This window comes from Proteus faecis, assembly GCF_003144395.1.
Lineage (GTDB): Bacteria > Pseudomonadota > Gammaproteobacteria > Enterobacterales > Enterobacteriaceae > Proteus > Proteus faecis.
Genome location: NZ_PENZ01000002.1, coordinates 35,313 through 57,720 on the forward strand (window position 1 = coordinate 35,313; position 22,408 = coordinate 57,720).

Sequence of the window (22,408 nt, forward strand, 5' to 3'; positions counted from 1 at the left end):
CCTAATTATGCTTTACCCGAGCGAAGAAAAATTATATGCACCGATTGAATGGCAGGATTGCTCTGAAGGTTTTGAAGATATCCTCTATCATAAATCAGTCGATGGCATTGCAAAAATTACGATTAACCGCCCGCAAGTGCGTAATGCTTTCCGTCCTTTGACAGTGAAAGAGATGATCCAAGCATTAGCTGATGCACGCTATGATGACACTATTGGTACGATCATTTTAACAGGTGCGGGTGAGAAAGCATTCTGCGCTGGTGGTGACCAAAAAATTCGTGGTGACTACGGCGGATATCGTGATGAGAGCGGTACACATCATCTAAACGTGTTGGATTTCCAACGTCAAATCCGTACTTGTCCGAAACCTGTTGTAGCAATGGTAGCGGGTTATTCTATCGGTGGCGGTCATGTACTTCATATGATGTGTGACTTAACTATCGCTGCTGAAAACGCTATTTTTGGTCAAACTGGCCCTAAAGTAGGTTCTTTCGATGGTGGTTGGGGCGCATCTTATATGGCGCGTATTGTTGGTCAAAAGAAAGCACGCGAAATTTGGTTCTTATGTCGTCAATATGATGCAAAAGAAGCATTAGAAATGGGTTTAGTTAATACCGTTGTCCCTTATGCAGATCTTGAAAAAGAAACCGTGCGCTGGTGTCGTGAAATGTTGGAAAACAGTCCAATGGCATTACGTTGTTTGAAAGCCGCATTAAACGCAGACTGCGATGGTCAAGCGGGTCTTCAAGAATTAGCGGGTAATGCAACTATGCTGTTCTATATGACTGATGAAGGTCAAGAAGGCCGCAATGCCTTTAATGAAAAACGTCAACCTGATTTCACTCGATTTAAACGTAATCCATAATGCGAAACGCCAAACTCTATTCATTCAGCCTACCTGTAGATGCAGGCGTTGTTCTGCGCTATCAAAGGTTAAAAACGCGTGATGGTTTTCTTGTCTGTTTAGAGCAAAATGGCAAGCAAGGATGGGGTGAAATTTCACCTCTTCCTGAGTTTAGCCGTGAAACTTTAGAACAAGCACAAGAAGCTGCACAATCTTGGTTAACAGCTTGGTGTGCGGGTGAAAACCCAGTTCATAGTGAACTACCAAGTGTGGCTTTTGGTATTAGCTGTGCATTAGCAGAGCTTGATGAGACGTTGCCCCAAGACGCGAATTATCGTGCTGCACCTTTGTGTAATGGCGATCCTGATGATTTGATTTTAAGCCTTAATGATATGGAAGGTGAAAAGGTCGCTAAAATCAAAGTGGGCTTATATGAAGCTGTGCGTGATGGGATCGTCGTTAATCTGTTATTAGAAGCTATTCCTGACTTAAAACTCAGACTCGATGCCAATCGAAGTTGGACGCCGGCAAAAGCAGAAGGCTTTGCGAAGTATGTAAATCCTGCGTGGCGAGATCGCATTGCATTCTTAGAAGAGCCTTGTAAAACCCCAGAAGAGTCACTGGCTTTTTCTCAAGCAACAGGAATTAATATTGCTTGGGATGAAACTGTGCGTGATGACGGTTTTGAAGTAAAACCACAATCTGGTGTGACAACGATTGTTATCAAACCTACGCTAGTGGGGAGTCTTGAACGCTGTCAAATGCTTGTTGAACAAGCGCATGCGTTAGGACTAGATGCCATTATTAGTTCAAGCATTGAAAGTAGTTTTGGGCTCACTCAATTAGCAAGAATTGCACAATGGTTAACACCTAATAGCATTCCAGGACTCGATACTGTTGATTTAATTAAACAACAACTTATTCGTCCTTGGCCAAATGTGGATATTCCACTTATCTCTCTTGAACAGCTAGAGACAGTATGGCAACAGTAGTTCCATTTAAACAATGGCCGTGGCATCACTGGGCACAATTATACCCAAATGAAACGGCCATCATTTCAGGTGTTTCATCAATTACATGGCAACAACTAAGTTGTCATATTAATCACTTAGCTGATAATTTTATGAAACAAGGGGTTGATACACAAAGCACCGTGTTGCTACGTGGAAAAAATCACCTCAATCTTGTTTTTGCATTACTCGCAGCTTTTCAATGTGGTGCTAAGGTTTTACCTTTAAATCCACAGCTTCCAAAATCTTTACTTGATGAATTATTACCTCACTTATGTATTGATTTTTATGCCGATTTGAGTGGCTCACCGCTAGATTTGAAAGTGACATTGCTTGATCTTAGCGGTATTGAGCTAGATAACACGCCACATCAATATAAAACTCAAAGAGTAAATGATGTCTTATGGGAACCATCTCGTATGGCAACACTTATTTTGACATCGGGATCATCAGGTTTACCCAAAGCGGCGGTACACACCTTTGATGCTCATCTTTGTAGTGCAATGGGTGTTTTGTCGTTAATGCCTTTGGAAAAAGGTGATAGCTGGTTACTTTCTTTGCCTCTTTTTCATGTATCAGGGCAAGGTATACTTTGGCGCTGGTTATTACGCGGAGCAACGCTGGTGGTACGTGAAATGCACCCATTTGTGGATGCATTGCAAGGTTGTACTCATGCCTCTTTAGTGCCCACACAACTATGGCGCTTCTTACAAAATAGAGCGCAGCAAGATAATCAACAATCTATTACCTTAAAATCTGTTTTATTAGGGGGAGCGATGATCCCTATTGAGCTAACGCAAGAAGCAGAACATTGGGGTATTCAATGCTGGTGTGGTTATGGCATGACGGAAATGGCATCGACGGTTTGTGCAAAGCGTGCTGATGGTAAAGCAGGGGTAGGGCTTCCGCTAAAAGGCAAAAATGTTAGGTTAGTCAATGATGAACTTCAGATAATGTCTGATAGCGTTGCTTTAGGTTATTGGTTTGATGGTAAATTAAAACCGTTATCACTTACAGCTGATGGATGGTATTCAACGCGAGACAAAGGCGGTTTTATTGCTGATGAATGGTGTGTTTTAGGGCGATTAGATAATCTTTTTTTTAGTGCAGGTGAAGGTATTCAGCCAGAAGATATTGAGAAAATACTCAATACACACCCTAATGTAAGCCAATCTTTTGTTGTTCCTATCGATGATATGGAGTTTGGACAACGGCCTGTTGCGGTTGTAGATACCGATCTTGAAACAATTAATCAGTTACCACAATGGTATCACTCTCAATTAGCCGGATTTCAACGTCCTGTTGCTTGTTTACAACTCCCAGAAAGTCTTAAAAATGGCGGAATTAAAATCTCTCGCAAGCAAGTGCAAGAGTGGGTGAAAACACAATTAGGGTAAGATATTATTCTTATCAGTAACATTTTATAGATAATATTGTTAGTCTAATCAACAATACCATTTATTAGATAAAGTAGTTGAATTATTTATATTTGTGTTTTTTTAAATATTATTAATCCAAAATTAGTTCAGTCGTTTGCGAGGAGTAAGAATGAGTTAACGTTGGGTTATGAAAATAATAAAACAATTATTAAGATGGTAACTACAAAAAATTCAAATACGCCTAGCTTGGTGATTAATATTTCAGGCCAATTTAGTTACGAAGAGCTTCTTTGTTAATAATAAAAAAATTAATTTAATGATAAAGAAAACCTCCTAATTACCAATTTATTAATAACTAGGAGGTTTGTTTTGCCGAGTTGCTCACAAGGCTTTTTATTATTTGTTACTTAGTGTCTTTTTTTGCTAACGCTTTTATTGCTTTTTCAACGCCTGCGCCATATTCAGGATGGACTTTCTTAAATAGGGCAATTTGACGTTTTTGTGTATCTTTACTTGCCTGTACTAATTCACCTGCGATACGAGCAAACATACGTTGATGCTCTTCATCACTCAGTAATTCATAAAGTGCACGAGGCTGACTGAAATAATCTTCATCTTCACGATGATTCCAGTGATCTGCTGCACCTTCAATAGATAATGGTGGTTCTTTAAAGTTAGGTTGTTCTTGGAACATGCCGCCATTATTTGGCTCGTAAGTAATACCACTACCACTATTACCATCAACGCGCATTGCACCATCACGATGATAATTATGGAATGGGCATTTCGGCGCATTCACTGGGATTTGGTGATGATTAACACCTAAACGATAACGGTGTGCATCACCATAAGAGAATAGGCGACCTTGTAACATCTTATCTGGTGAGAAACCAATACCAGGAACAATGTTAGCGGGGCTAAATGCCGCTTGCTCTACATCAGAGAAATAGTTTTCAGGGTTACGATTTAATTCGAAATAGCCTACATCGATTAATGGGTAATCAGCATGAGGCCAAACTTTAGTTAAATCAAAAGGATTATAAGGGACTTTTGACGCTTCTTTTTCTGGCATTACTTGGATTTGTAAATTCCAGCGAGGGAAATCACCACGTTCAATCGCATCAAATAAATCACGTTGTGAGCTTTCTCTATCTTTACCGACTAACGCTTCTGCTTCATCATCCATCAGGTTTTTAATGCCCTGCTGGCAACGAAAGTGAAATTTAACCCAAAAACGCTCATTATCTTTATTAATAAAGCTATAAGTATGGCTACCAAAACCGTGAATAAAACGATAGCTTTGTGGTAAACCACGATCGCTCATATCAATGGTTAATTGGTGTAATGATTCTGGTAAATGAGAAAAGAAATCCCATTTGTATGCCATATTGCGTAGGTTAGTTTTAGGATCACGTTTTACAATGTGGTTTAAATCTGGAAATTTTAGAGCATCACGAAGGTAGAAAACAGGGGTGTTGTTACCCACCATATCCCAGTTACCTTCTTCAGTATAAAATTTTAACGCAAAACCACGAATATCACGTTCGGCGTCTGCGGCACCTCTTTCACCAGCCACTGTTGAGAAGCGGGCAAACATTTCTGTTTTTTTACCCACTTTAGAGAAAATTTTAGCACGAGTATATTTTGTAATATCGTGAGTGACTTTAAATGTACCAAAAGCACCAGAGCCTTTTGCGTGCATACGTCTTTCTGGGATAACTTCACGATCAAAGTGAGCTAGTTTTTCTAAAAACCAGACATCTTGAAGTAACATCGGACCACGAGGGCCTGCTGTCATCGAGTTATTATTGTCTACGACAGGTGCGCCTGACGCCGTTGTTAGCTTTTTCTTTTCCATCACATATCTCCAGTTTATGAAATAGTAAACGTTCTAAAAAAACAGCACGTGTGAATAAAACGAAGCGAACAGCCTTATACTTATTATGGTTAATATTGACTGTATTTCCACTTTAACAATATTGAACTCATTAATAAAACCAATTAGACCAATAACATTGATAGACGTAACTTATTTACATAGATTGATAATTCTACAGATTATCTTTCAATTTTGACTCAAGTTGTTTAATAAATTTATTGTATAATTATATATTAGGACAATTATTTGCTGGGGTAATTACAATGAAAAAATATTTATTGGTCGGTGCGATAAGTGCGTTGTTTGTGGCTGGAAATGCCAATGCAGTATCAATGAATATTCAAGCAGGGAAACATTATACGGATGTTCGCGCCGGTTTAGGTGATCCTAATGCAGGCCTTTCTTTTAATGGAAACTGGGCACGTAGTGATCATGATGGTCAAGTAGGAAGCTTAGGTGCAAAATTTGCGCTACCTTTAGGGCCTTTTTCAGCAAGTGTTGGTGGTAAAGCACTCTATTTAGCGCCAAAAAATGGTGATGATGGTGCCGCTTTAGCGGGTGGTGTGGGACTTAACTGGAATGTTCTGCCGGCTTTAAGCTTATATGGTGAGGCTTATGCATCTCCTGAAGGATTAACCTCTGGTAGCAAATCTTATTATGAAGCTGATGTGGGTGCACAATTAACCGTCTTTAAACCATTGCATGTTAATGCTGGTTATCGTGTGATTGAAATCGAAAACTCACATAATAGAAGCAATAATAAATTAGCTGATGGTTTCTATGTGGGGGCAGGTTTAAGTTTCTAATCTAGACGCTATATCTGAATCAAAAAAAGCAGGTGTCTAAATCAGCACCTGCTTTTTATTGTCTATAATACAGCTGTATTAGAAAGGATATTAGCCAACTTGAGGTAATACATCAAAAGTGATGGCGATTTGAATACCAATAACCACCAGACCACAAACAAATACAATACCTAATGCACCATTCCCACCTTTAACTTTGTATTTATCTGCACTATTTTGTTCTTGTCTGACTTTCCATACTAATAAAGCGGGTAGAAGTAACGCTAAAATTGACAGTGCAATAGCGGCATAAGCTAAAGCTTGTACAAAGTTAGGAAAATATAGTGCACATAATAAAGGGGGAATAAAGGTTAATAGGCTGGATTGCATACGTCCAGTCGCACGATTACTGCGCTTAAATAAATCCGCAAGATAATCAAATAGACCTAATGCAACACCCAGGAATGATGTAGCCAAAGCCAATGCAGCAAATAGGTTAACAGCAATATTTACGCGAGGTGTAGCAACAACATCACGAATCGCTGTTAGTAAACCATTTAATCCAGATTGTTGTGCCATAATTCCCATAAAAGTATTTGTTGGGATGGCGCCTAATGTGGCCATTTGCCATAAAATATAAGCAATGAGCGGAATAGCACTACCAGTAATAAAGATAATACGTAGCTTTTTAATATCGCCATTCATATAGCTGACGATACTTGGCACACTACCGTGGAAACCAAAAGAGGTGAAAATAACAGGAATAGCAGAAAGAATAAGCCCATACGCCACAGGCATTGAGGTTAAGTTTACTGATTCAACGTGAGGTAACATCACAATTAGCATAAATATGAGGAAGAAAACTTTTGCGGTAAACAATAGACGGTTAATCATATCAACCGATGTTGTGCCAATCCCGACTACAGCTCCGCCAATCACTGTAAAGATAATAATACCTTGTGTGACAGAGAGCTCATGACCAATCCAAGATGAAAGAGTAGCAGAAAGGAGTTCACCCGCACCACTAATATAAGCGGTGGTTAGCGCATACATTAATAACAATAGTGCAAGGCCTGTGATGACTTGACCGCCTATACCGAGATAGCGTTTTGCGATAGAACCAAGGCCAGTATGAGGGTCGTTGTATTGATAAACTTCCACCAGAAGTAATGCGGTATAACTCATCAATAACCATAAACCAACAAGCAATAGCATCATTGTGCTAAAGCCAATACCCACAGCAGCCAGTGGCATTGCCAGCATACCTGCCCCAATTGTTGTTCCTGCAACAATAAAAACACTGCCTATAGTGCGATTCTTCACAAGTTCCTCTATTCACTAGACTATTTATTTACTTAGAAATGCAGAGTATAAGAATGGTAAATTTCTGTCAAATTTTAATTACGTAGAGTGTAATGATTTGTTTACATGTAAGGTGTTGTGAATAAAAAAACGCCAATCATAAATATGAATTGGCGCTTTAAGAGAAAGATTTATCAGGGCGTTAATCGTCAAGTTCTACCATTCGTCTTATTTGATCACGATTAATTTGTTTGAGCTGTCCTGTTTCTGCATCTTTGTAGGTAATTAATCCAGTTGCTTCATCTTCTTGGGGTTTATCTGTCGTTAAAATTGTTTCCCCATTTACTGTTTCAATTTTTTGTGGGCTGGAACAGCCTGCAACGAGCAAAATTGATGTAGAAATTGCAATGACTGAGAAAAGAGACTTTAATTTCATAATGCTTTTCCTTTTTTTATTGTGTTAACTTAACCTTAGTAAAAGTTGAACAAGAGTGTTAGAAAAAAGCTTAAATTAAGATAATTCAAATTATTCAGAGTAAATTTCTATTTCAATATCACTGATGGGATGACAACTACAAGGTAAGATTTCATCAGGCTGGATAAATGCTAAAGGCTCGTTGCGATAACAAACTTTGCCTTTTACTAAACGTAGACGACAAGAGCCACAATAGCCTTCACGACATTGGTATTCGACTTGGACTTTCCCATGTTCTAATGCATCAAGCAAAGAAGGATGGGTGTCAGTATGAAATTCTAAAGGTTTTGAAAGACCCTGCTGATGCAGGGTCACTTTATGAGATGCCATAACGTATCGATGTTATTTCTCAGTATTACAATTCAAAGTTACTTAAGTCATCAGTATCAACTTGTGAATCGATTTGACCCACGAGGTAAGAACTGACTTCAACTTCTTGAGGCGCAACTTGAACGTTGTCAGACACTAACCATGCATTGATCCATGGAATAGGGTTAGAGCGTGCTTTAAATGGTAATTTAAGACCCACTGCTTGCATGCGAATATTAGTAATATATTCAACATATTGACAAAGGATATCTTTATTTAAACCAATCATTGAGCCTTCAGAGAATAGGTATTCAGCCCACTCTTTTTCTTGCTCGGCAGCTTCAACGAACAGGTCATAACACTCTTGCTCACATTCTTCTGCAATTTCTGCCATTTCAGGATCATCTTGACCTGAACGCAGTAAATTCAGCATGTGCTGTGTGCCTGTTAAGTGTAGCGCTTCGTCACGAGCAATAAGTCTAATGATTTTCGCATTACCTTCCATCAGTTCACGCTCAGCAAAGGCAAATGAACAGGCAAAGCTAACGTAGAAACGAATCGCTTCTAGTGCGTTAACGCTCATTAAACACAAATAAAGCTGTTTCTTTAATTTGCGTAATGTGACATGAACGGTTTTGCCTTTAACCTGATGGTCGCCTTCACCATACATGTGATAAAGGTTTGTCAGATTGATTAATTCATCATAATAAGAAGAAATATCACGCGCACGTTTTAAAATTTCTTCATTTTCAACGATATCATCAAACACAACTGACGGATCGTTAACAATATTACGAATAATATGAGTATAAGAGCGTGAGTGAATGGTTTCAGAGAATGACCATGTTTCAACCCATGTTTCTAACTCTGGGATTGAGATTAAAGGTAAGAATGCCACGTTAGGGCTTCTTCCTTGAATTGAATCCAACAGTGTTTGATATTTTAAATTGCTAATAAAAATATGTTTTTCATGATCAGGTAACGCATTGTAGTCAATACGATCACGAGAAACGTCCACTTCTTCTGGGCGCCAGAAGAAGGAGAGCTGTTTTTCAATTAGCTTTTCAAAAATAGGATATTTTTGTTGATCATAACGCGCTACGTTAACAGGCTGCCCAAAAAACATGGGCTCCTGAAGTTGATCATTTTTAACTTGTGAAAAAGTAGTATAAGACATAGCTTCCTCAATTAAATTTTACACGCGCCGCCTTCACAATCTGAATCTTCCGCCTCAACGACTTCTTCCAGATCACCCTGTACATCGTCTGCACCGTCGCGGGTATTGTGATAATAAAGTGTTTTCACACCATATTTGTAAGCGAGCAGCAAATCTTTCAGCAGCTGGTTCATTGGAACTTTACCGCTAGGGAAACGAGTAGGATCGTAGTTAGTGTTTGCTGAAATTGCTTGGTCAACGAATTTTTGCATGATACCCACTAACTGCAAGTAACCTTCAATACTTGGCATTTGCCACAGTAATTCATAAGCGCCTTTCAAACGCTCATACTCAGGAACCACTTGACGTAAGATACCGTCTTTAGAGGCTTTAATACTGATATAACCACGTGGTGGTTCGATACCATTTGTTGCATTCGAAATCTGTGAAGAGGTTTCTGATGGCATCAGCGCAGACAGAGTTGAGTTACGTAAACCGTGCTCTTTAATGTCTTTGCGTAAACTTTCCCAATCGTAATGCAGTGGCTCTTTTGTCAATACATCCAATGATTTTTTATAGGTATCAATAGGTAGAATACCTTCAGCGTAAGTCGTTTCATTAAACCATGGGCATGCGCCTTGTTCTTTCGCTAATTCATTAGATGCTTTTAATAAATAGTATTGAATTGCTTCAAATGCACGATGAGTTAAGTTATTTGCGCTACCATCAGAGTAGCGAACACCGTGTTTTGCTAAATAATAAGCAAAGTTAATAACACCAATACCTAAGGTGCGACGCCCCATTGCACCTTGTTTAGCCGCTAAGATTGGATAATCTTGGTAATCTAACAGTGCATCCAATGAACGAACAGCTAAACGAGCCAGTTCTTCTAAGTCATCAAGGTTTTCAATTGCGCCTAAGTTAAAGGCAGATAATGTACACAGTGCAATTTCACCATTAGGATCTTTAATATCATTTAATGGTTTAGTTGGCAGTGCAATTTCTAAGCATAAGTTTGATTGGCGAATGGGTGCAACAGCCGGATCAAATGGGCTATGTGTATTACAATGGTCAACATTTTGAATATAAATACGACCAGTTGAAGCGCGTTCTTGCATCATTAATGAGAATAACTCAACCGCTTTAACTTGTTTTTGGCGGATGCTCTTATCTTTCTCATATTGTACATATAAACGTTCAAATTCATTTTGATCAGCAAAGAATGCATCATATAAACCAGGAACATCAGAAGGACTGAATAAAGTAATCTCCTGACCTTTGATTAAACGTTCGTACATTAATTTATTTAACTGAACACCGTAATCTAAATGGCGAACACGATTATCTTCAACCCCACGGTTATTTTTCAGTACCAGCAGGCTTTCAACTTCTAAATGCCATAATGGGTAGAATAAGGTTGCCGCACCACCACGGACACCGCCTTGCGAACAAGATTTTACCGCAGTTTGGAAGTGTTTATAGAACGGAATACAACCTGTGTGGAATGCTTCACCATTACGAATAGCACTACCTAAGGCACGAATACGACCTGCATTAATACCAATACCCGCACGTTGAGAAACATATTTCACAATGGCACTTGATGTTGCATTGATAGAATCAAGGCTATCGTCGCACTCAATTAAAACACAAGAGCTAAATTGACGAGTTGGGGTTCTTACTCCAGCCATGATTGGTGTTGGTAATGAGATTTTAAAGGTTGAAATCGCATTATAGAAACGTTCGATATAGTCCATACGTGTTGCTTGTGGATAACGAGAGAACAAGCAAGCTGCAACTAAAACATATAAGAACTGTGCGCTTTCGTAAATTTCACCTGTAATACGGTTTTGAACGAAGTATTTACCTTCTAACTGTTTAACTGCCGCGTAGGAGAAATTCATATCACGTTGATGAACAATAAAATTATTCATCTGTTCGAACTCTTCTTGTGTGTAATCTTCTAGAAGATGGCGATCGTATTTGCCTAAATCGACTAATTTTTTAACGTGATCATACAGTTTTGGTGGCTCAAATTGGCCATACGCTTTTTTACGTAAATTAAATACGGCAAGACGGGCAGCGAGATACTGATAATCAGGTGTTTCACCAGAGATTAAGTCTGCAGCAGCTTTTACCAGCGTTTCATGGATATCAGCAGTTTTGATACCATCATAAAACTGAATCTGAGAACGTAATTCAACTTGAGATACTGAGACATTTTCTAGACCTTCAGCGGCCCAGGCGATAACACGGTGAATTTTGTCTAAGTCAATGCGTTCTTTATGACCATCACGTTTTGTGACGAGCAGGCTATGATTCATGAGCGATGCACCTTATCTTGCATTAGTGTTACCTGAAATTTTATACCGCAAAAAAACGCTCCCGATGACAAACTATGTCAAGGAGTCTTGTGGTGTGAAATTTAAGGAAACACAATATATAGGGGTTGGTTCAAATGGTGATAACAAGATAAAGGTAATTGAGAGATTGATCAAGTGTACAAATCTGATTGTTTCTGTGGATAAATAGGGGATAAATTTTTTAACAACTGCCCGTACCCTGCATAAATACAGGCAGTAAGAAACACAAATTCAAGTGGCAACGATGTAAAGTCAATTTTAAAAAATGTGATCGTTTGATGTTTTATTAGACCAAATCAAACTTTCAGTTTCACGAATTCGAGTTATATGTCGATTGTGTGTGCACCATATAATTCACATCGACATTCGGCGCTAATCTGAATTTGTCAGTGATCGGGTTATAATGTAAACCAATCATATTTTTGCTACGTAAATCGGTTTCATCGACCCAGCTAAGTAATTCTGACGGGCGAATAAACTTATTAGCATCATGTGTGCCTTTAGGTACCATATTCAGAATATATTCCGCACCTACCACCAGCATTAGCCACGCTTTTTTATTACGATTGATGGTTGAGAAGAAAACATGTCCACCTGGTTTTACCAGTTTTGCACAGGCTCTGACAACAGAAGATGGGTCAGGAACGTGCTCTAACATCTCCATACAAGTAACGACATCGTAAGTTTGTGGATTTTCATTCGCGTGGTTTTCAACGGTATCTTGAATGTAAGTGACGGGAATACCGGATTCTAGTGAGTGCAACCGTGCGACTTGTAACGGTTCTGTTCCCATATCAAGACCAGTCACTTCAGCGCCAACACATGCCATACTCTCAGACAAAATACCGCCACCACAACCGACATCTAGGACTTTTTTTCCAAATAGGCCGTCTGCGCGTTCTTGAATATAGTTGAGTCTTAGTGGGTTGATGCGGTGTAATGGCTTAAATTCACCTTCAAGATCCCACCACCGTGATGCGACGCTTTCAAACTTGTCGATTTCATGCTGATCCACGTTAGCATGTAAAGAGGTTGTTTTATCATTCATCAGAAAGTATTACTCCTATTTTCATATTGTCATGATTCTACCAACGTTAGACGGTGAAATCGAAGAGAATAGCGAAAGGAGTATTAATTTAGTTGTTTCCTTTTTCCAAAAATTGGCGATTTGTGGTATAGTTCTAAACCTTTGAATCCGTAGTATGAGGGACAGTGGCTCCATGAGCGACATTGCCAGAGAAATCACACCAGTTAATATCGAAGAAGAGCTGAAAAGCTCATATTTGGATTATGCGATGTCTGTTATTGTAGGACGCGCATTACCCGATGTTCGAGACGGACTGAAGCCAGTACACCGTCGAGTACTTTTCGCGATGAATGTACTAGGAAACGATTGGAATAAACCTTATAAAAAATCAGCCCGTGTTGTTGGGGATGTTATCGGTAAATATCACCCGCACGGTGACAGTGCTGTTTATGAAACGATTGTTCGTTTAGCACAGCCTTTTTCTATGCGTTACATGTTGGTTGACGGGCAGGGTAACTTCGGGTCAGTTGATGGTGACTCGGCGGCTGCAATGCGTTATACCGAAGTTCGTATGGCGAAAATCGCCCATGAACTGCTGGCGGATTTGGAAAAAGAAACGGTTGATTTTGTTCCTAACTATGATGGAACAGAACATATCCCGGCAGTAATGCCAACCCGTATTCCAAACTTGTTAGTCAATGGTTCTTCAGGGATTGCGGTAGGGATGGCAACAAACATTCCTCCACATAACCTAGGCGAAGTTATCGACGGTTGCCTTGCTTTCGTTGATAACGAAGACATCACGATTGAAGAGTTGATGGAACATATTACGGGGCCTGATTTCCCGACTGCCGCTATTATTAATGGCCGCAGAGGAATTTTAGATGCTTACCGTACTGGTCGCGGAAAAATTTATATCCGCGCTCAGGCTGATATCGAAACTGATGAGAAAACAGGTCGCGAAACGATTATCGTGACAGAAATTCCTTATCAGGTGAATAAAGCTCGCTTAATTGAAAAAATTGCAGAGCTTGTTAAAGATAAGCGTATTGAAGGTATTAGCGGATTACGTGACGAGTCTGATAAAGACGGTATGCGTATTGTCGTTGAAATCAAACGTGATGCTGTGGGGGAAGTGGTATTAAATCACTTATTCTCACAAACACAAATGCAGGTTTCTTTCGGTATTAATATGGTTGCGCTTCACCAAGGCCAGCCAAAATTATTAAATTTAAAAGAAATTATTTCTGCTTTTATTCGTCACCGTCGTGAAGTTGTTACTCGTCGTACTATTTACGAATTACGTAAAGCGCGTGACCGTGCTCATATCTTAGAAGCACTTGCTGTCGCTTTGGCGAACATTGACCCAGTTATTGAAATGATCCGTCAAGCACCAAATCCAGCAGAAGCGAAAGCGGCATTAATTGCACAACCATGGGATTTAGGTAGCGTTTCTACCATGCTAGAGCGTGCTGGCGATAGCAACGTTGCTCGCCCTGAATGGTTAGAGCCACAGTATGGTGTGCATGACGGTAAATACTATCTAACAGAGCAACAGGCTCAAGCTATTTTGGATCTGCGTTTGCAGAAACTGACAGGTCTTGAACATGAAAAACTGTTAGATGAATATCGTGATTTATTACTCCAAATTGCTGAGTTGTTACATATCTTAAGAAGCCCAGAGCGTTTGATGGAAGTCATTCGTGAAGAGCTAAATGCGATTAAAGATCAATATAACGATCCTCGTCGTACTGAGATCACTGAAAATACGGCTGATATTAATATTGAAGACTTGATCAATGAAGAAAATGTTGTTGTGACACTTTCTCATCAAGGTTACGTTAAATATCAACCGCTTACCGATTACGAAGCACAACGTCGTGGCGGTAAAGGTAAATCAGCAGCCAGAATTAAAGAAGAAGACTTTATCGATCGCCTACTGGTAGCTAACACCCATGATACGATTTTATGCTTCTCAAGCCGTGGTCGTCTCTACTGGATGAAAGTTTACCAGTTACCAGAAGCAAGTCGCGGTGCTCGTGGTCGTCCAATTATCAATTTGTTACCTCTTGAACAAAATGAGCGTATTACCGCTATTTTGCCAGTAAGAGAGTATGAAGAAGGTAAGTTTGTCTTTATGGCGACGGCAAGCGGAACGGTGAAGAAAACACCTTTGCAAGATTTCAGCCGCCCTCGTAGTGCAGGTATCATTGCTGTTAATTTAAATGAAGGCGATGAGTTAATCGGTGTTGATTTAACCGATAGCACTAATGAAGTTATGCTGTTCTCTGCGGAAGGTAAAGTGGTTCGCTTTGCAGAAGATTGTGTTCGCCCAATGGGTCGTACTGCGACAGGTGTTCGTGGTATGAAGCTGAGCGATGACGATAAAGTGGTGTCACTGATCATTCCTCGTGGTGAAGGTGATATCTTAACCGTAACTGAGAATGGTTATGGTAAACGTACTGCTCAAAGTGAATACCCAACGAAAAATCGTGCAACACAAGGCGTTATCTCTATTAAAGTGAGTGAGCGTAACGGTAAAGTTGTTGGTGCAATTCAAGTTGAAGAAACTGACCAAATCATGATGATCACCAATGCGGGTACATTAGTTCGTACACGTGTTTCTGAAGTCAGCATTGTTGGACGTAATACACAAGGTGTTACCCTAATTCGTACAACAGAAGGTGAGTTAGTTGTTGGTTTGCAACGTGTCGAAGATGAAGATGATGCACTAGATGACGATGAAGTTAATGAAGTTATTAACGAAGAGTTATCAGAGGCACCTGATTCAGATTTAGCAGATGATGCGGACGAAGAATAGTATTTATCATTATTGTGATGTATAAATAAAAGAAAGCAGGCATAATTGCCTGCTTTTTTTATGTGGTGAGATCCGTTTATCATCAGAAAAAATTATCCTGATGATAAAGATCATATCATTCAGACATACAGTAACTTCTGCTAGAATAGAATAAGTTTCTTGAGCGGTAGGAATATTGATTAGGGTGGTTGTTTGAGATATCTCTCGTCCTTTAAAACATCGTTAAAAATTTCCCGCTACCTTTTTCGTATATTAGGTATCATGTTGTGGGCGATGGGGGCATTGCTAACGATGTTTTACCTTATCAACATCTTCAATGATACTAAATCTGATATTCGGCAAGAATATAGTAATAACTACACTAATCTTCTTGGCTTCTTTAGGCAAACCTCCAGCACTATCCGTGATTTACAATACCTTGCAGAACGCCACCAAGAACAAATTAACTTAAACCCGAGTATGAAAAATTCATTATTTTATGAAGGGCCATTTTCACTTCATAAGCTTAATGAAACCGCAGATTGTGAATTATTTAAAGGGCAAACAGACAACTATTTCCGCTCATTTAATAGTATCTTATATTATTGGAAAGATAATACTCCGGCCTTACAAGGGATAAACCAAGTCTTTATGGTTGGTTCCCATAGCATGTGTATGATTAACTTCCCTTTGCGTGCATCCCCAGTTGATACTGAAATGTTGAAAAAGATGGTTTACGAAAATACCCGTAACTACATTAATCAACGAGCACAAGGTAAAGAAGTTAACCAATATTGGATTGTGCCAGATGCAAAAGGGGATAGTGGCATTTTATATGTTATGTCTCCCGTTTATGCTTCAGGTAAATTTATTGGTTTGATTGGTATTGAAAGAGCTATTCGTCTTGAGTATTTTTCTCCTACCAAAGATAGAGTGATTTCAATTCATCTTCTTAATAATAGAAATACTACGGTTTTAAGCTATCCTGCAGAAAATACTTATCATTCGGTTAAACAAGTTCCTGATGTCAGCGCTCCTTATTTTGGTTTTGATGAAGACTTTAGTGATTTAGTTGCTAAGCGTAAATTATTGCCTTCGTCTTTTAGTGTGGTGTATTCATTACCACTCAAGCAAATTTTAAATGAATTTAAATTCACGATTTTTAATGCGCTGATCTTAAATATTATTTCAGCCATTATGATTTTTATTTTTGTGTGGATTTTTGAGAGAAAAATATTCTCCCCAGCCGAAAATAATGCTTCTCGCCTAGAAGAACACGAGCAATTTAACCATAAGATTGTGGCATCAGCGCCGGTTGGGATCAGTATTCTCAGAATACGTGATGGCATGATCATTTTAAGTAACGAGCTGGCACATAACTATTTTCGTTTACTTAGCCATAGCGATAAACAAAATATTCTCTCTATTATTGCTGAGAAAAGTAGCAATATGGTCGATGTAGTGACCAACAATCGTAATCATTTGCAAATAAGCTTTGTTAATTCACGCTATCAAAATGAAGATGTGGCTATCTGTGTTTTAGTGGATATCAGCTCACGGGTTAAAATGGAGCGTTCACTACAAAATATGGCAACAGCTGCGGAACAAGCTAACCAAGCTAAATCGATGTTTTTGGCAACAGTCAGCCATGAATTACGAACGCCACTTTATGGCATTATTGGTAATTTAGAGTTATTGCAGTCTCTTACACAAAGTGATGATACCGCTCGATTGCTAAAAACGATGGATAACTCTTCATCATTATTACTAAAAATTATTAGTGATATCCTCGATTTTTCGAAAATTGAATCTAAACAGTTAAAAATTGATATTAAGCCATTTAATTGTCGCCAAGTGCTCTCTTTTGTTATCTCTAACTATTTACCTTTGATTGCGAAAAAAGGCTTGGCTATTTACTGTTTTATCGAACCTGATGTACCTAAAATTGTAAATAGTGATCCTGTTCGTGTACAACAAGTTATCTCTAATTTATTGAATAACAGCATTAAATTTACCACGACCGGATGTATTACCTTGCATCTTTATAAAGATGATTATTATCTCTATTTTGATATTCATGATACAGGACGAGGGATCAGTGACAAAGCATTGCATGAGCTTTTTGAACCATTCTTCCAAGTGTCCCAGAATACAGAAAGTGCATCAGAGGGAACAGGGTTAGGTTTAGCCATATGTGAAAAGTTGATCAACTTGATGGATGGCGATATCAGCGTTGTTTCCCAAGAAAATATTGGTAGTCGCTTTACGATCCGTATACCTCTTTATGGTGCCTTAGATGGAATAGATCCTAATTCTAAACAGAATATTTATAAAGAAAGTAATGTTCGTTGTTTTATTGATATTAAAAATCTTTATTTAGAAGGCTTTATTGGTCGATATCTTCGTTACTTTGGTTTGAGTTGTGAATTGCTTACCGAAGAGGAGGTGATATCTCCAACCGATTTTATTATCACTGATTACGATGTACCAAGAAAAGATAACTGCCAATTTATTAGGATTAATGCGCATTACTTTGAACCATTGAAGAAAACAGCTGAAAACGTATGGGTATGTAGTACTTATAAGCTAAACGATTTAACAAAAATAATAATGCAATTGCCACAAAGTAAAGTGGAAGCAAATTGTGTGGAGATCGTGAAGCAAGATCAAGATACGGATTGTCGCTTACAAACTTTAACTATCCTTATTGTCGATGATCATCCAATAAACCGCTTATTGTTGACCGATCAATTGAAAAAAATAGGCTTTAATACAGCAATAGCAGAAGATGGCTGTGATGCATTAACATATTTAGCTAAAAATCATGTTGATATCGTTCTGACGGATGTCAATATGCCAAACATGAATGGTTATCAGTTGGCAACACATATAAGAGAAATGGGCAGTAATATGCCTGTGATAGGTGTGACAGCGAATGCAATAGCCGAAGAGAAGCAACGCTGTATTGCTGCAGGAATGAATGATTGTGTATCTAAACCTGTTTCGCTCTCTATTTTAAGAGAAGTATTGGTGAAGTATATCTCTAAAGAATAATTCTAGATAGTGAACGATAAAACAAGTAAACAGACAAAGACTAATTTATTAGTCTTTGTCTTTTTTTAAGCTTCTAGAAGGTAAAATAACGTAATCACAAAGCATTTTGATAGATAAAATGAAACAAAGAGTAGTAATAATATAAGTTGATTAAAAGGAGAGTGAGAGCATCTCTGTAATAGTCTGTAAGCTCAAAACCTAGTAAAGGTATGAAAATATAAACTATACAGCTTATAAGGTACTCTTTGAATGGAAAGTATTTGCAAGAAAAGATCGATAAGTGCAAAGAGAATGAGGAATAAAGAGTAAAAAAAACAGAGAAGCTCCTACAACGGGTTGAGCTTCCTGATTTTATCGGTTCGACTAAGGTAACTACGGTGAAATTAATCTGGGCCGTTAATTTCCTTATCAATAGTCACTGATGACAAGTAATTAAGTAATGCGATATCGTTATCGACACCTAATTTCATCATGGCTGATTTTTTCTGACTACTAATCGTTTTAATACTACGATTGAGTTTTTTGGCGATTTCGGTCACAAGGAAGCCTTCAGCAAATAATCTTAGGACTTCACTTTCTTTAGGTGATAAACGTTTATCGCCATAACCATTCGCATTGACTTTTTCAAGTAGCTTCGCAACGCTTTCAGGCATAAATTTCTTGCCTTTTTGTAGCGCAGCCAATGCTTTTGGCAGATCAGTTGGAGCGCCTTGCTTAAGCACAATACCTTCAATTTCAAGATCAAGGACTGCGCTCAAAATAGCAGGGTTGTTATTCATTGTTAGTACAATAATCGACAAATTAGGATAATGTCTTTTAATGTACTTAATGAGTGTAATACCATCACCATACTTATCGCCAGGCATAGATAAGTCAGTAATTAAAGCATCCACATTTAACTTAGGTAAGTTATTGATAAGTGAAGTTGAATCCTCAAATTCACCTACAACATTGACCCATTCAATTTGTTCTAAAGATTTACGAATACCGAATAAAACGATTGGGTGATCATCGGCAATAATAATATTAAGGTTATTCATGTTTAATTGTTACCTTGCTGCAGCAACTGTTGAATCCATTTATCCAGTTGAGTGATACGTTCTTTGATCTCTAATTCATTATGATTTTTTATGTCATGCTCTAAATATTCACAGCTTTCTCTGAGATATTCTAAATCTAACATGGCAAAAACACCTTTTAGACGATGAGTTGTCTGGGCTAGAGAATGAAAGTCTTTATTTGTTGCTTCTAAGTGTAGTTTTTCAACATCAATAGGAACAGTACTGATAAATAGTTCCTTATAATCACTACCATTCAACTTCTTCCTGTAATTATTAAGAATTACTTCGTATTTATCAAGGTTATTATTTTCATCCCAAATACTCTCGTTAGTTGTATCTGGGGAGAATGACTCATTTTCTTCAATTAAATAAGTAATAGCCTCTATTAAAGGGTCACCGAAGTTATAGTTACACTTTATTAAATCTTTTGATATTTTTTCGAAACCAACAATAGAGCTCATTAATAATATTGTTGGAGATTCAGGATTATCATTCGGTGTATCCCTAAGTATGATATCGTATTCAGGATAAAGATTCTCTCTATTTTTATCAAAGTATGTAGCGCCATATTTATCAAGCTGTTGGCAGATGATTTTTTCTATTTCAGGGTTTTTTATAGCGAGTTTTGCGTTTATCCCCTCCAATAATACGTTAAAAGTCCGTTCTTCTGTATCTATATGCTGGTATGGGAGGGCAATTCGAAAATGAGAACCAATACTTTCTTGGCTCTTAATAGTTAATTCTCCTTGTATTTTATTACATAGCAAGTGGCATAAATAAAAAATGATACCTGAATTAGAATAATATTTGTCTCCCATTGCTTGGCCTAAGAATGGGTATTTTATATTAGCAATATCTTGAGGTGTAAGCCCGCTTCCACTGTCAATAATATCAATAAGTATTTCTTCTTTATTTTTATCTTTATCTTTAACTAAATTCAGATTAACGGTTATCTTTCCATAATTAGTCGTACTAATGGCATAATTAATCAATGATAAAATAATCTTACTTAAAGCAGGGCCATCGTTAATTAAAAGTAAGCCCGGTCTTATATTATTGTGGAAATAAAGTGTTAGACCCTTTCTTATCATAAAAGGTGATGCTGTTATCAGAATAGATTCAACTAATGTTGATAGTTCAAATTCATCCTTATGTATTTTCCATTCTTGATTTTCTAACTTATTAATTAATGTAATGTTTTCTATCCACTCAGAAATATAATTTGTTTTCTCTAATAATAAACTAAGCAATTGTTGATGAGTGTCTTCGGGTAATAAGTCTTTGAATTGATAAACCATCTCATTTATATCTTTAATGGGACGCATTAATTCTAATGACATATTAGATAAGATCTTGCGTCGAGCGATGGTATTTTTCTCATATTCTTGTTGTGCAAGTTGCAATTTTTTGTTGATAAGAGCTTCGTTATCTTTATTCAGAAATATGAATAATGATGTATTGTCAATATTGTTATTATTACTTGTTCTTATTTCATAAATTTCGTTGTTGATAGCCGTTTGGATTAAACCATTGTGCTCAACTGCCATTTGGCGGATCTTAGATAAATCGATATGAGGCAGTAATTTTTCCGCATGGCTGTTGCTAATAATCTTATGATTAGAGGAAAAATTATAGACTAATAATCCTATAGGAAGGTTTGAAATGATGTCGTTAGTCATCTCTTCTTTGATCCGTAGATTACGTGTCATAGAGATATAAGGATAAACGTACTTATTACGGATATAGATATGGCCAAAAACGGAGATAGAAACAAATACCAGTAAGCTGATTAATAACCAAATATTTTTGTAGACAATTTCTTTGATCATCGACTTTAGTGGGTATTCATAAGAGAGTGAATAGGGGATCCCAATAATTGGTTGAGAAAAAATCAGTGAAGAGCCATCGGTTGATATTTCAATGTCATTCTTATCATAGACCGATTGCTGACCTGTTGGCAGTAATCTTAAGTAGTGTGGAGATAACTCTGAAGGTAAAAAATTATTGATAGGCAAATCAAACGCCACTACGCTGGTTAACTGACCTGGCACATTAAACATAATACGATAGGTATAGTAATAAATGTTTTCTGTAGACATCTTCCTAATAGGAGAAAGGCTCTCTTTTTCATCTAATGCTGTTGATTGCATCAATAACTCAGACCGCTTATTTTCAGCTGTTAATGTCAAATAGCTTTCTTTGTAACGGATCTCTGGCTTAAGCACAGAATGGGTCGTAATTAAGATAAGATCATTCCCTTTACCATTTAGATAATAAAGAGAACTGTAATCATTACGTACACCCCAAAGAATTTCGAGTGAATTCGCGAATCGTTGTGCTAACTGAAAGGTTTGCTCATTGGGTTTACCAAATATAATGGAATCTACGGTTTGGTCTCGACCTTCAAGCCAAAATACATCAGAACGTAATTTTATTGGATTAAGTCGCAATACAGGGAATATTGAGGTATCAGCTATTTTATTTGATAACTGGAAAAGCTGATTGGAGTGGTAACGATAATCTTCAACTTGGCGAGCGAATTTATGAGTTGTATTGTTTATCGCGTTTTTTTTGCTATCTAGCCAAGTGTCAAAATAACTGTAAGCATAGAGAAAAAGCGATATGACCATAAAAAGAAGAAATAGGGCATATAGACGAGTTAGTGTATTTGGCTTGAGTTGGTTCAATGTACGCATTCAGTTTGCGAGCCCTTAAGAGACAATGTAATTAAAAATAGAATAAACAATCACCATTATTCGGCCATTATATTAACAGGTTATCACTTTAAAAGGGATATTCGGATGAACTTTGAGCAAACAAACTAAAAAATTCAATTTTTTTACAATTGGAGCTAGACAGCGGGGTCAGAGATAGGCATAATTTCGCGCTATGGAAGGATGGCCGAGTGGCTGAAGGCAGCGGTCTTGAAAACCGCCGATGGGAAACCATCCTAGAGTTCGAATC

At 37.8% G+C, this 22,408-nt stretch carries 16 protein-coding genes; 7 read left to right on the top strand and 9 right to left on the bottom strand.

Annotation, left to right across the window (positions count from 1 at the left end):
- Nucleotides 1-7: 7 nt before the first annotated feature.
- The 3 genes from menB to menE are packed head-to-tail and all read left to right on the top strand — an operon-like array spanning nucleotide 8 to nucleotide 3,251.
- A complete protein-coding gene (menB, locus tag DK858_RS00695; protein WP_023581739.1) occupies nucleotides 8-865 on the top strand; it encodes a 1,4-dihydroxy-2-naphthoyl-CoA synthase in 858 nt (285 codons plus the stop codon).
- A complete protein-coding gene (gene menC / locus DK858_RS00700) occupies nucleotides 865-1,836 on the top strand; it encodes an o-succinylbenzoate synthase (protein ID WP_109395793.1) in 972 nt (323 codons plus the stop codon). The genes menB and menC overlap by 1 nt, the downstream gene beginning before the upstream one ends.
- Nucleotides 1,824-3,251 (top strand): o-succinylbenzoate--CoA ligase, encoded by a 1,428-nt coding sequence (menE, locus tag DK858_RS00705; protein ID WP_109395794.1) that lies wholly within the window; start codon nucleotides 1,824-1,826, stop codon nucleotides 3,249-3,251. The genes menC and menE overlap by 13 nt, the downstream gene beginning before the upstream one ends.
- Before the next feature lie 385 nt (nucleotides 3,252-3,636).
- Here menE and DK858_RS00710 read toward each other — a convergent pair whose 3' ends face one another.
- Nucleotides 3,637-5,091, bottom strand: a complete 1,455-nt coding sequence (locus DK858_RS00710) for a catalase (protein WP_109395795.1) — start codon at nucleotides 5,089-5,091, stop codon at nucleotides 3,637-3,639.
- A gap of 284 nt (nucleotides 5,092-5,375) precedes the next feature.
- Between DK858_RS00710 and DK858_RS00715 the strand changes: the two genes are divergently transcribed.
- A complete protein-coding gene (locus DK858_RS00715) occupies nucleotides 5,376-5,918 on the top strand; it encodes a YfaZ family outer membrane protein (RefSeq protein ID WP_109395796.1) in 543 nt (180 codons plus the stop codon).
- A gap of 90 nt (nucleotides 5,919-6,008) precedes the next feature.
- Here DK858_RS00715 and tyrP read toward each other — a convergent pair whose 3' ends face one another.
- From tyrP to nrdA, 5 genes are all read right to left on the bottom strand, one after another.
- Complete coding sequence (gene tyrP, locus DK858_RS00720; RefSeq protein WP_109395797.1) at nucleotides 6,009-7,220, bottom strand: tyrosine transporter TyrP; 1,212 nt, start codon at nucleotides 7,218-7,220, stop codon at nucleotides 6,009-6,011.
- A gap of 181 nt (nucleotides 7,221-7,401) precedes the next feature.
- Entirely contained in the window at nucleotides 7,402-7,635 is a 234-nt protein-coding gene (locus DK858_RS00725) for a YgdI/YgdR family lipoprotein (protein ID WP_109395798.1), read from the bottom strand.
- 90 nt (nucleotides 7,636-7,725) lie between these two features.
- On the bottom strand, nucleotides 7,726-8,004 hold the full coding sequence (yfaE, locus tag DK858_RS00730; protein WP_075670674.1) for a class I ribonucleotide reductase maintenance protein YfaE: 279 nt from the start codon (nucleotides 8,002-8,004) through the stop codon (nucleotides 7,726-7,728).
- A 25-nt stretch (nucleotides 8,005-8,029) separates the two neighbouring features.
- Nucleotides 8,030-9,160: a class Ia ribonucleoside-diphosphate reductase subunit beta gene (gene nrdB / locus DK858_RS00735; protein ID WP_109395799.1), complete on the bottom strand. Its 1,131-nt coding sequence runs from the start codon at nucleotides 9,158-9,160 to the stop codon at nucleotides 8,030-8,032.
- Between the two features lie 11 nt (nucleotides 9,161-9,171).
- Nucleotides 9,172-11,463, bottom strand: a complete 2,292-nt coding sequence (gene nrdA, locus DK858_RS00740) for a class 1a ribonucleoside-diphosphate reductase subunit alpha (RefSeq protein ID WP_109395800.1) — start codon at nucleotides 11,461-11,463, stop codon at nucleotides 9,172-9,174.
- Here nrdA and DK858_RS00745 point away from each other — a divergent pair.
- Complete coding sequence (locus DK858_RS00745; protein ID WP_109395801.1) at nucleotides 11,462-11,671, top strand: hypothetical protein; 210 nt, start codon at nucleotides 11,462-11,464, stop codon at nucleotides 11,669-11,671. The genes nrdA and DK858_RS00745 overlap by 2 nt on opposite strands.
- A gap of 141 nt (nucleotides 11,672-11,812) precedes the next feature.
- Here the strand turns inward: DK858_RS00745 and ubiG are convergent, their stop codons facing one another.
- Entirely contained in the window at nucleotides 11,813-12,550 is a 738-nt protein-coding gene (ubiG, locus tag DK858_RS00750) for a bifunctional 2-polyprenyl-6-hydroxyphenol methylase/3-demethylubiquinol 3-O-methyltransferase UbiG (protein WP_109395802.1), read from the bottom strand.
- Between the two features lie 172 nt (nucleotides 12,551-12,722).
- Here ubiG and gyrA point away from each other — a divergent pair, with 172 nt between their 5' ends.
- Both gyrA and rcsC read left to right on the top strand, forming a co-directional pair.
- The gene (gyrA, locus tag DK858_RS00755) at nucleotides 12,723-15,350 is read left to right on the top strand and encodes a DNA topoisomerase (ATP-hydrolyzing) subunit A (RefSeq protein WP_109395803.1); all 2,628 of its coding nucleotides are present in this window, start codon (nucleotides 12,723-12,725) and stop codon (nucleotides 15,348-15,350) included.
- A gap of 192 nt (nucleotides 15,351-15,542) precedes the next feature.
- On the top strand, nucleotides 15,543-18,383 hold the full coding sequence (gene rcsC / locus DK858_RS00760; RefSeq protein ID WP_109395804.1) for a two-component system sensor histidine kinase RcsC: 2,841 nt from the start codon (nucleotides 15,543-15,545) through the stop codon (nucleotides 18,381-18,383).
- Between the two features lie 383 nt (nucleotides 18,384-18,766).
- On the opposite strand, the gene rcsB is transcribed toward rcsC, so the two are convergent.
- Together rcsB and rcsD are read right to left on the bottom strand one after the other, a co-directional pair.
- Nucleotides 18,767-19,423, bottom strand: coding sequence for a response regulator transcription factor RcsB (rcsB, locus tag DK858_RS00765; RefSeq protein ID WP_006533269.1), 657 nt, complete (start codon nucleotides 19,421-19,423; stop codon nucleotides 18,767-18,769).
- A 2-nt stretch (nucleotides 19,424-19,425) separates the two neighbouring features.
- Nucleotides 19,426-22,140: a phosphotransferase RcsD gene (rcsD, locus tag DK858_RS00770; RefSeq protein WP_109395805.1), complete on the bottom strand. Its 2,715-nt coding sequence runs from the start codon at nucleotides 22,138-22,140 to the stop codon at nucleotides 19,426-19,428.
- Nucleotides 22,141-22,408 lie beyond the last annotated feature (268 nt).

Coding starts and splice junctions, on each gene's coding strand:
- ubiG (WP_109395802.1), bottom strand. CDS start 12,550: ATGAATGATAAAACAACCTCTTTACATGCTAACGTGGATCAGCATGAA.
- DK858_RS00745 (WP_109395801.1), top strand. CDS start 11,462: ATGAGCGATGCACCTTATCTTGCATTAGTGTTACCTGAAATTTTATAC.
- DK858_RS00725 (WP_109395798.1), bottom strand. CDS start 7,635: ATGAAATTAAAGTCTCTTTTCTCAGTCATTGCAATTTCTACATCAATT.
- nrdA (WP_109395800.1), bottom strand. CDS start 11,463: ATGAATCATAGCCTGCTCGTCACAAAACGTGATGGTCATAAAGAACGC.
- gyrA (WP_109395803.1), top strand. CDS start 12,723: ATGAGCGACATTGCCAGAGAAATCACACCAGTTAATATCGAAGAAGAG.
- nrdB (WP_109395799.1), bottom strand. CDS start 9,160: ATGTCTTATACTACTTTTTCACAAGTTAAAAATGATCAACTTCAGGAG.
- rcsB (WP_006533269.1), bottom strand. CDS start 19,423: ATGAATAACCTTAATATTATTATTGCCGATGATCACCCAATCGTTTTA.
- DK858_RS00710 (WP_109395795.1), bottom strand. CDS start 5,091: ATGGAAAAGAAAAAGCTAACAACGGCGTCAGGCGCACCTGTCGTAGAC.
- menC (WP_109395793.1), top strand. CDS start 865: ATGCGAAACGCCAAACTCTATTCATTCAGCCTACCTGTAGATGCAGGC.
- menB (WP_023581739.1), top strand. CDS start 8: ATGCTTTACCCGAGCGAAGAAAAATTATATGCACCGATTGAATGGCAG.
- yfaE (WP_075670674.1), bottom strand. CDS start 8,004: ATGGCATCTCATAAAGTGACCCTGCATCAGCAGGGTCTTTCAAAACCT.
- rcsD (WP_109395805.1), bottom strand. CDS start 22,140: ATGCGTACATTGAACCAACTCAAGCCAAATACACTAACTCGTCTATAT.
- menE (WP_109395794.1), top strand. CDS start 1,824: ATGGCAACAGTAGTTCCATTTAAACAATGGCCGTGGCATCACTGGGCA.
- DK858_RS00715 (WP_109395796.1), top strand. CDS start 5,376: ATGAAAAAATATTTATTGGTCGGTGCGATAAGTGCGTTGTTTGTGGCT.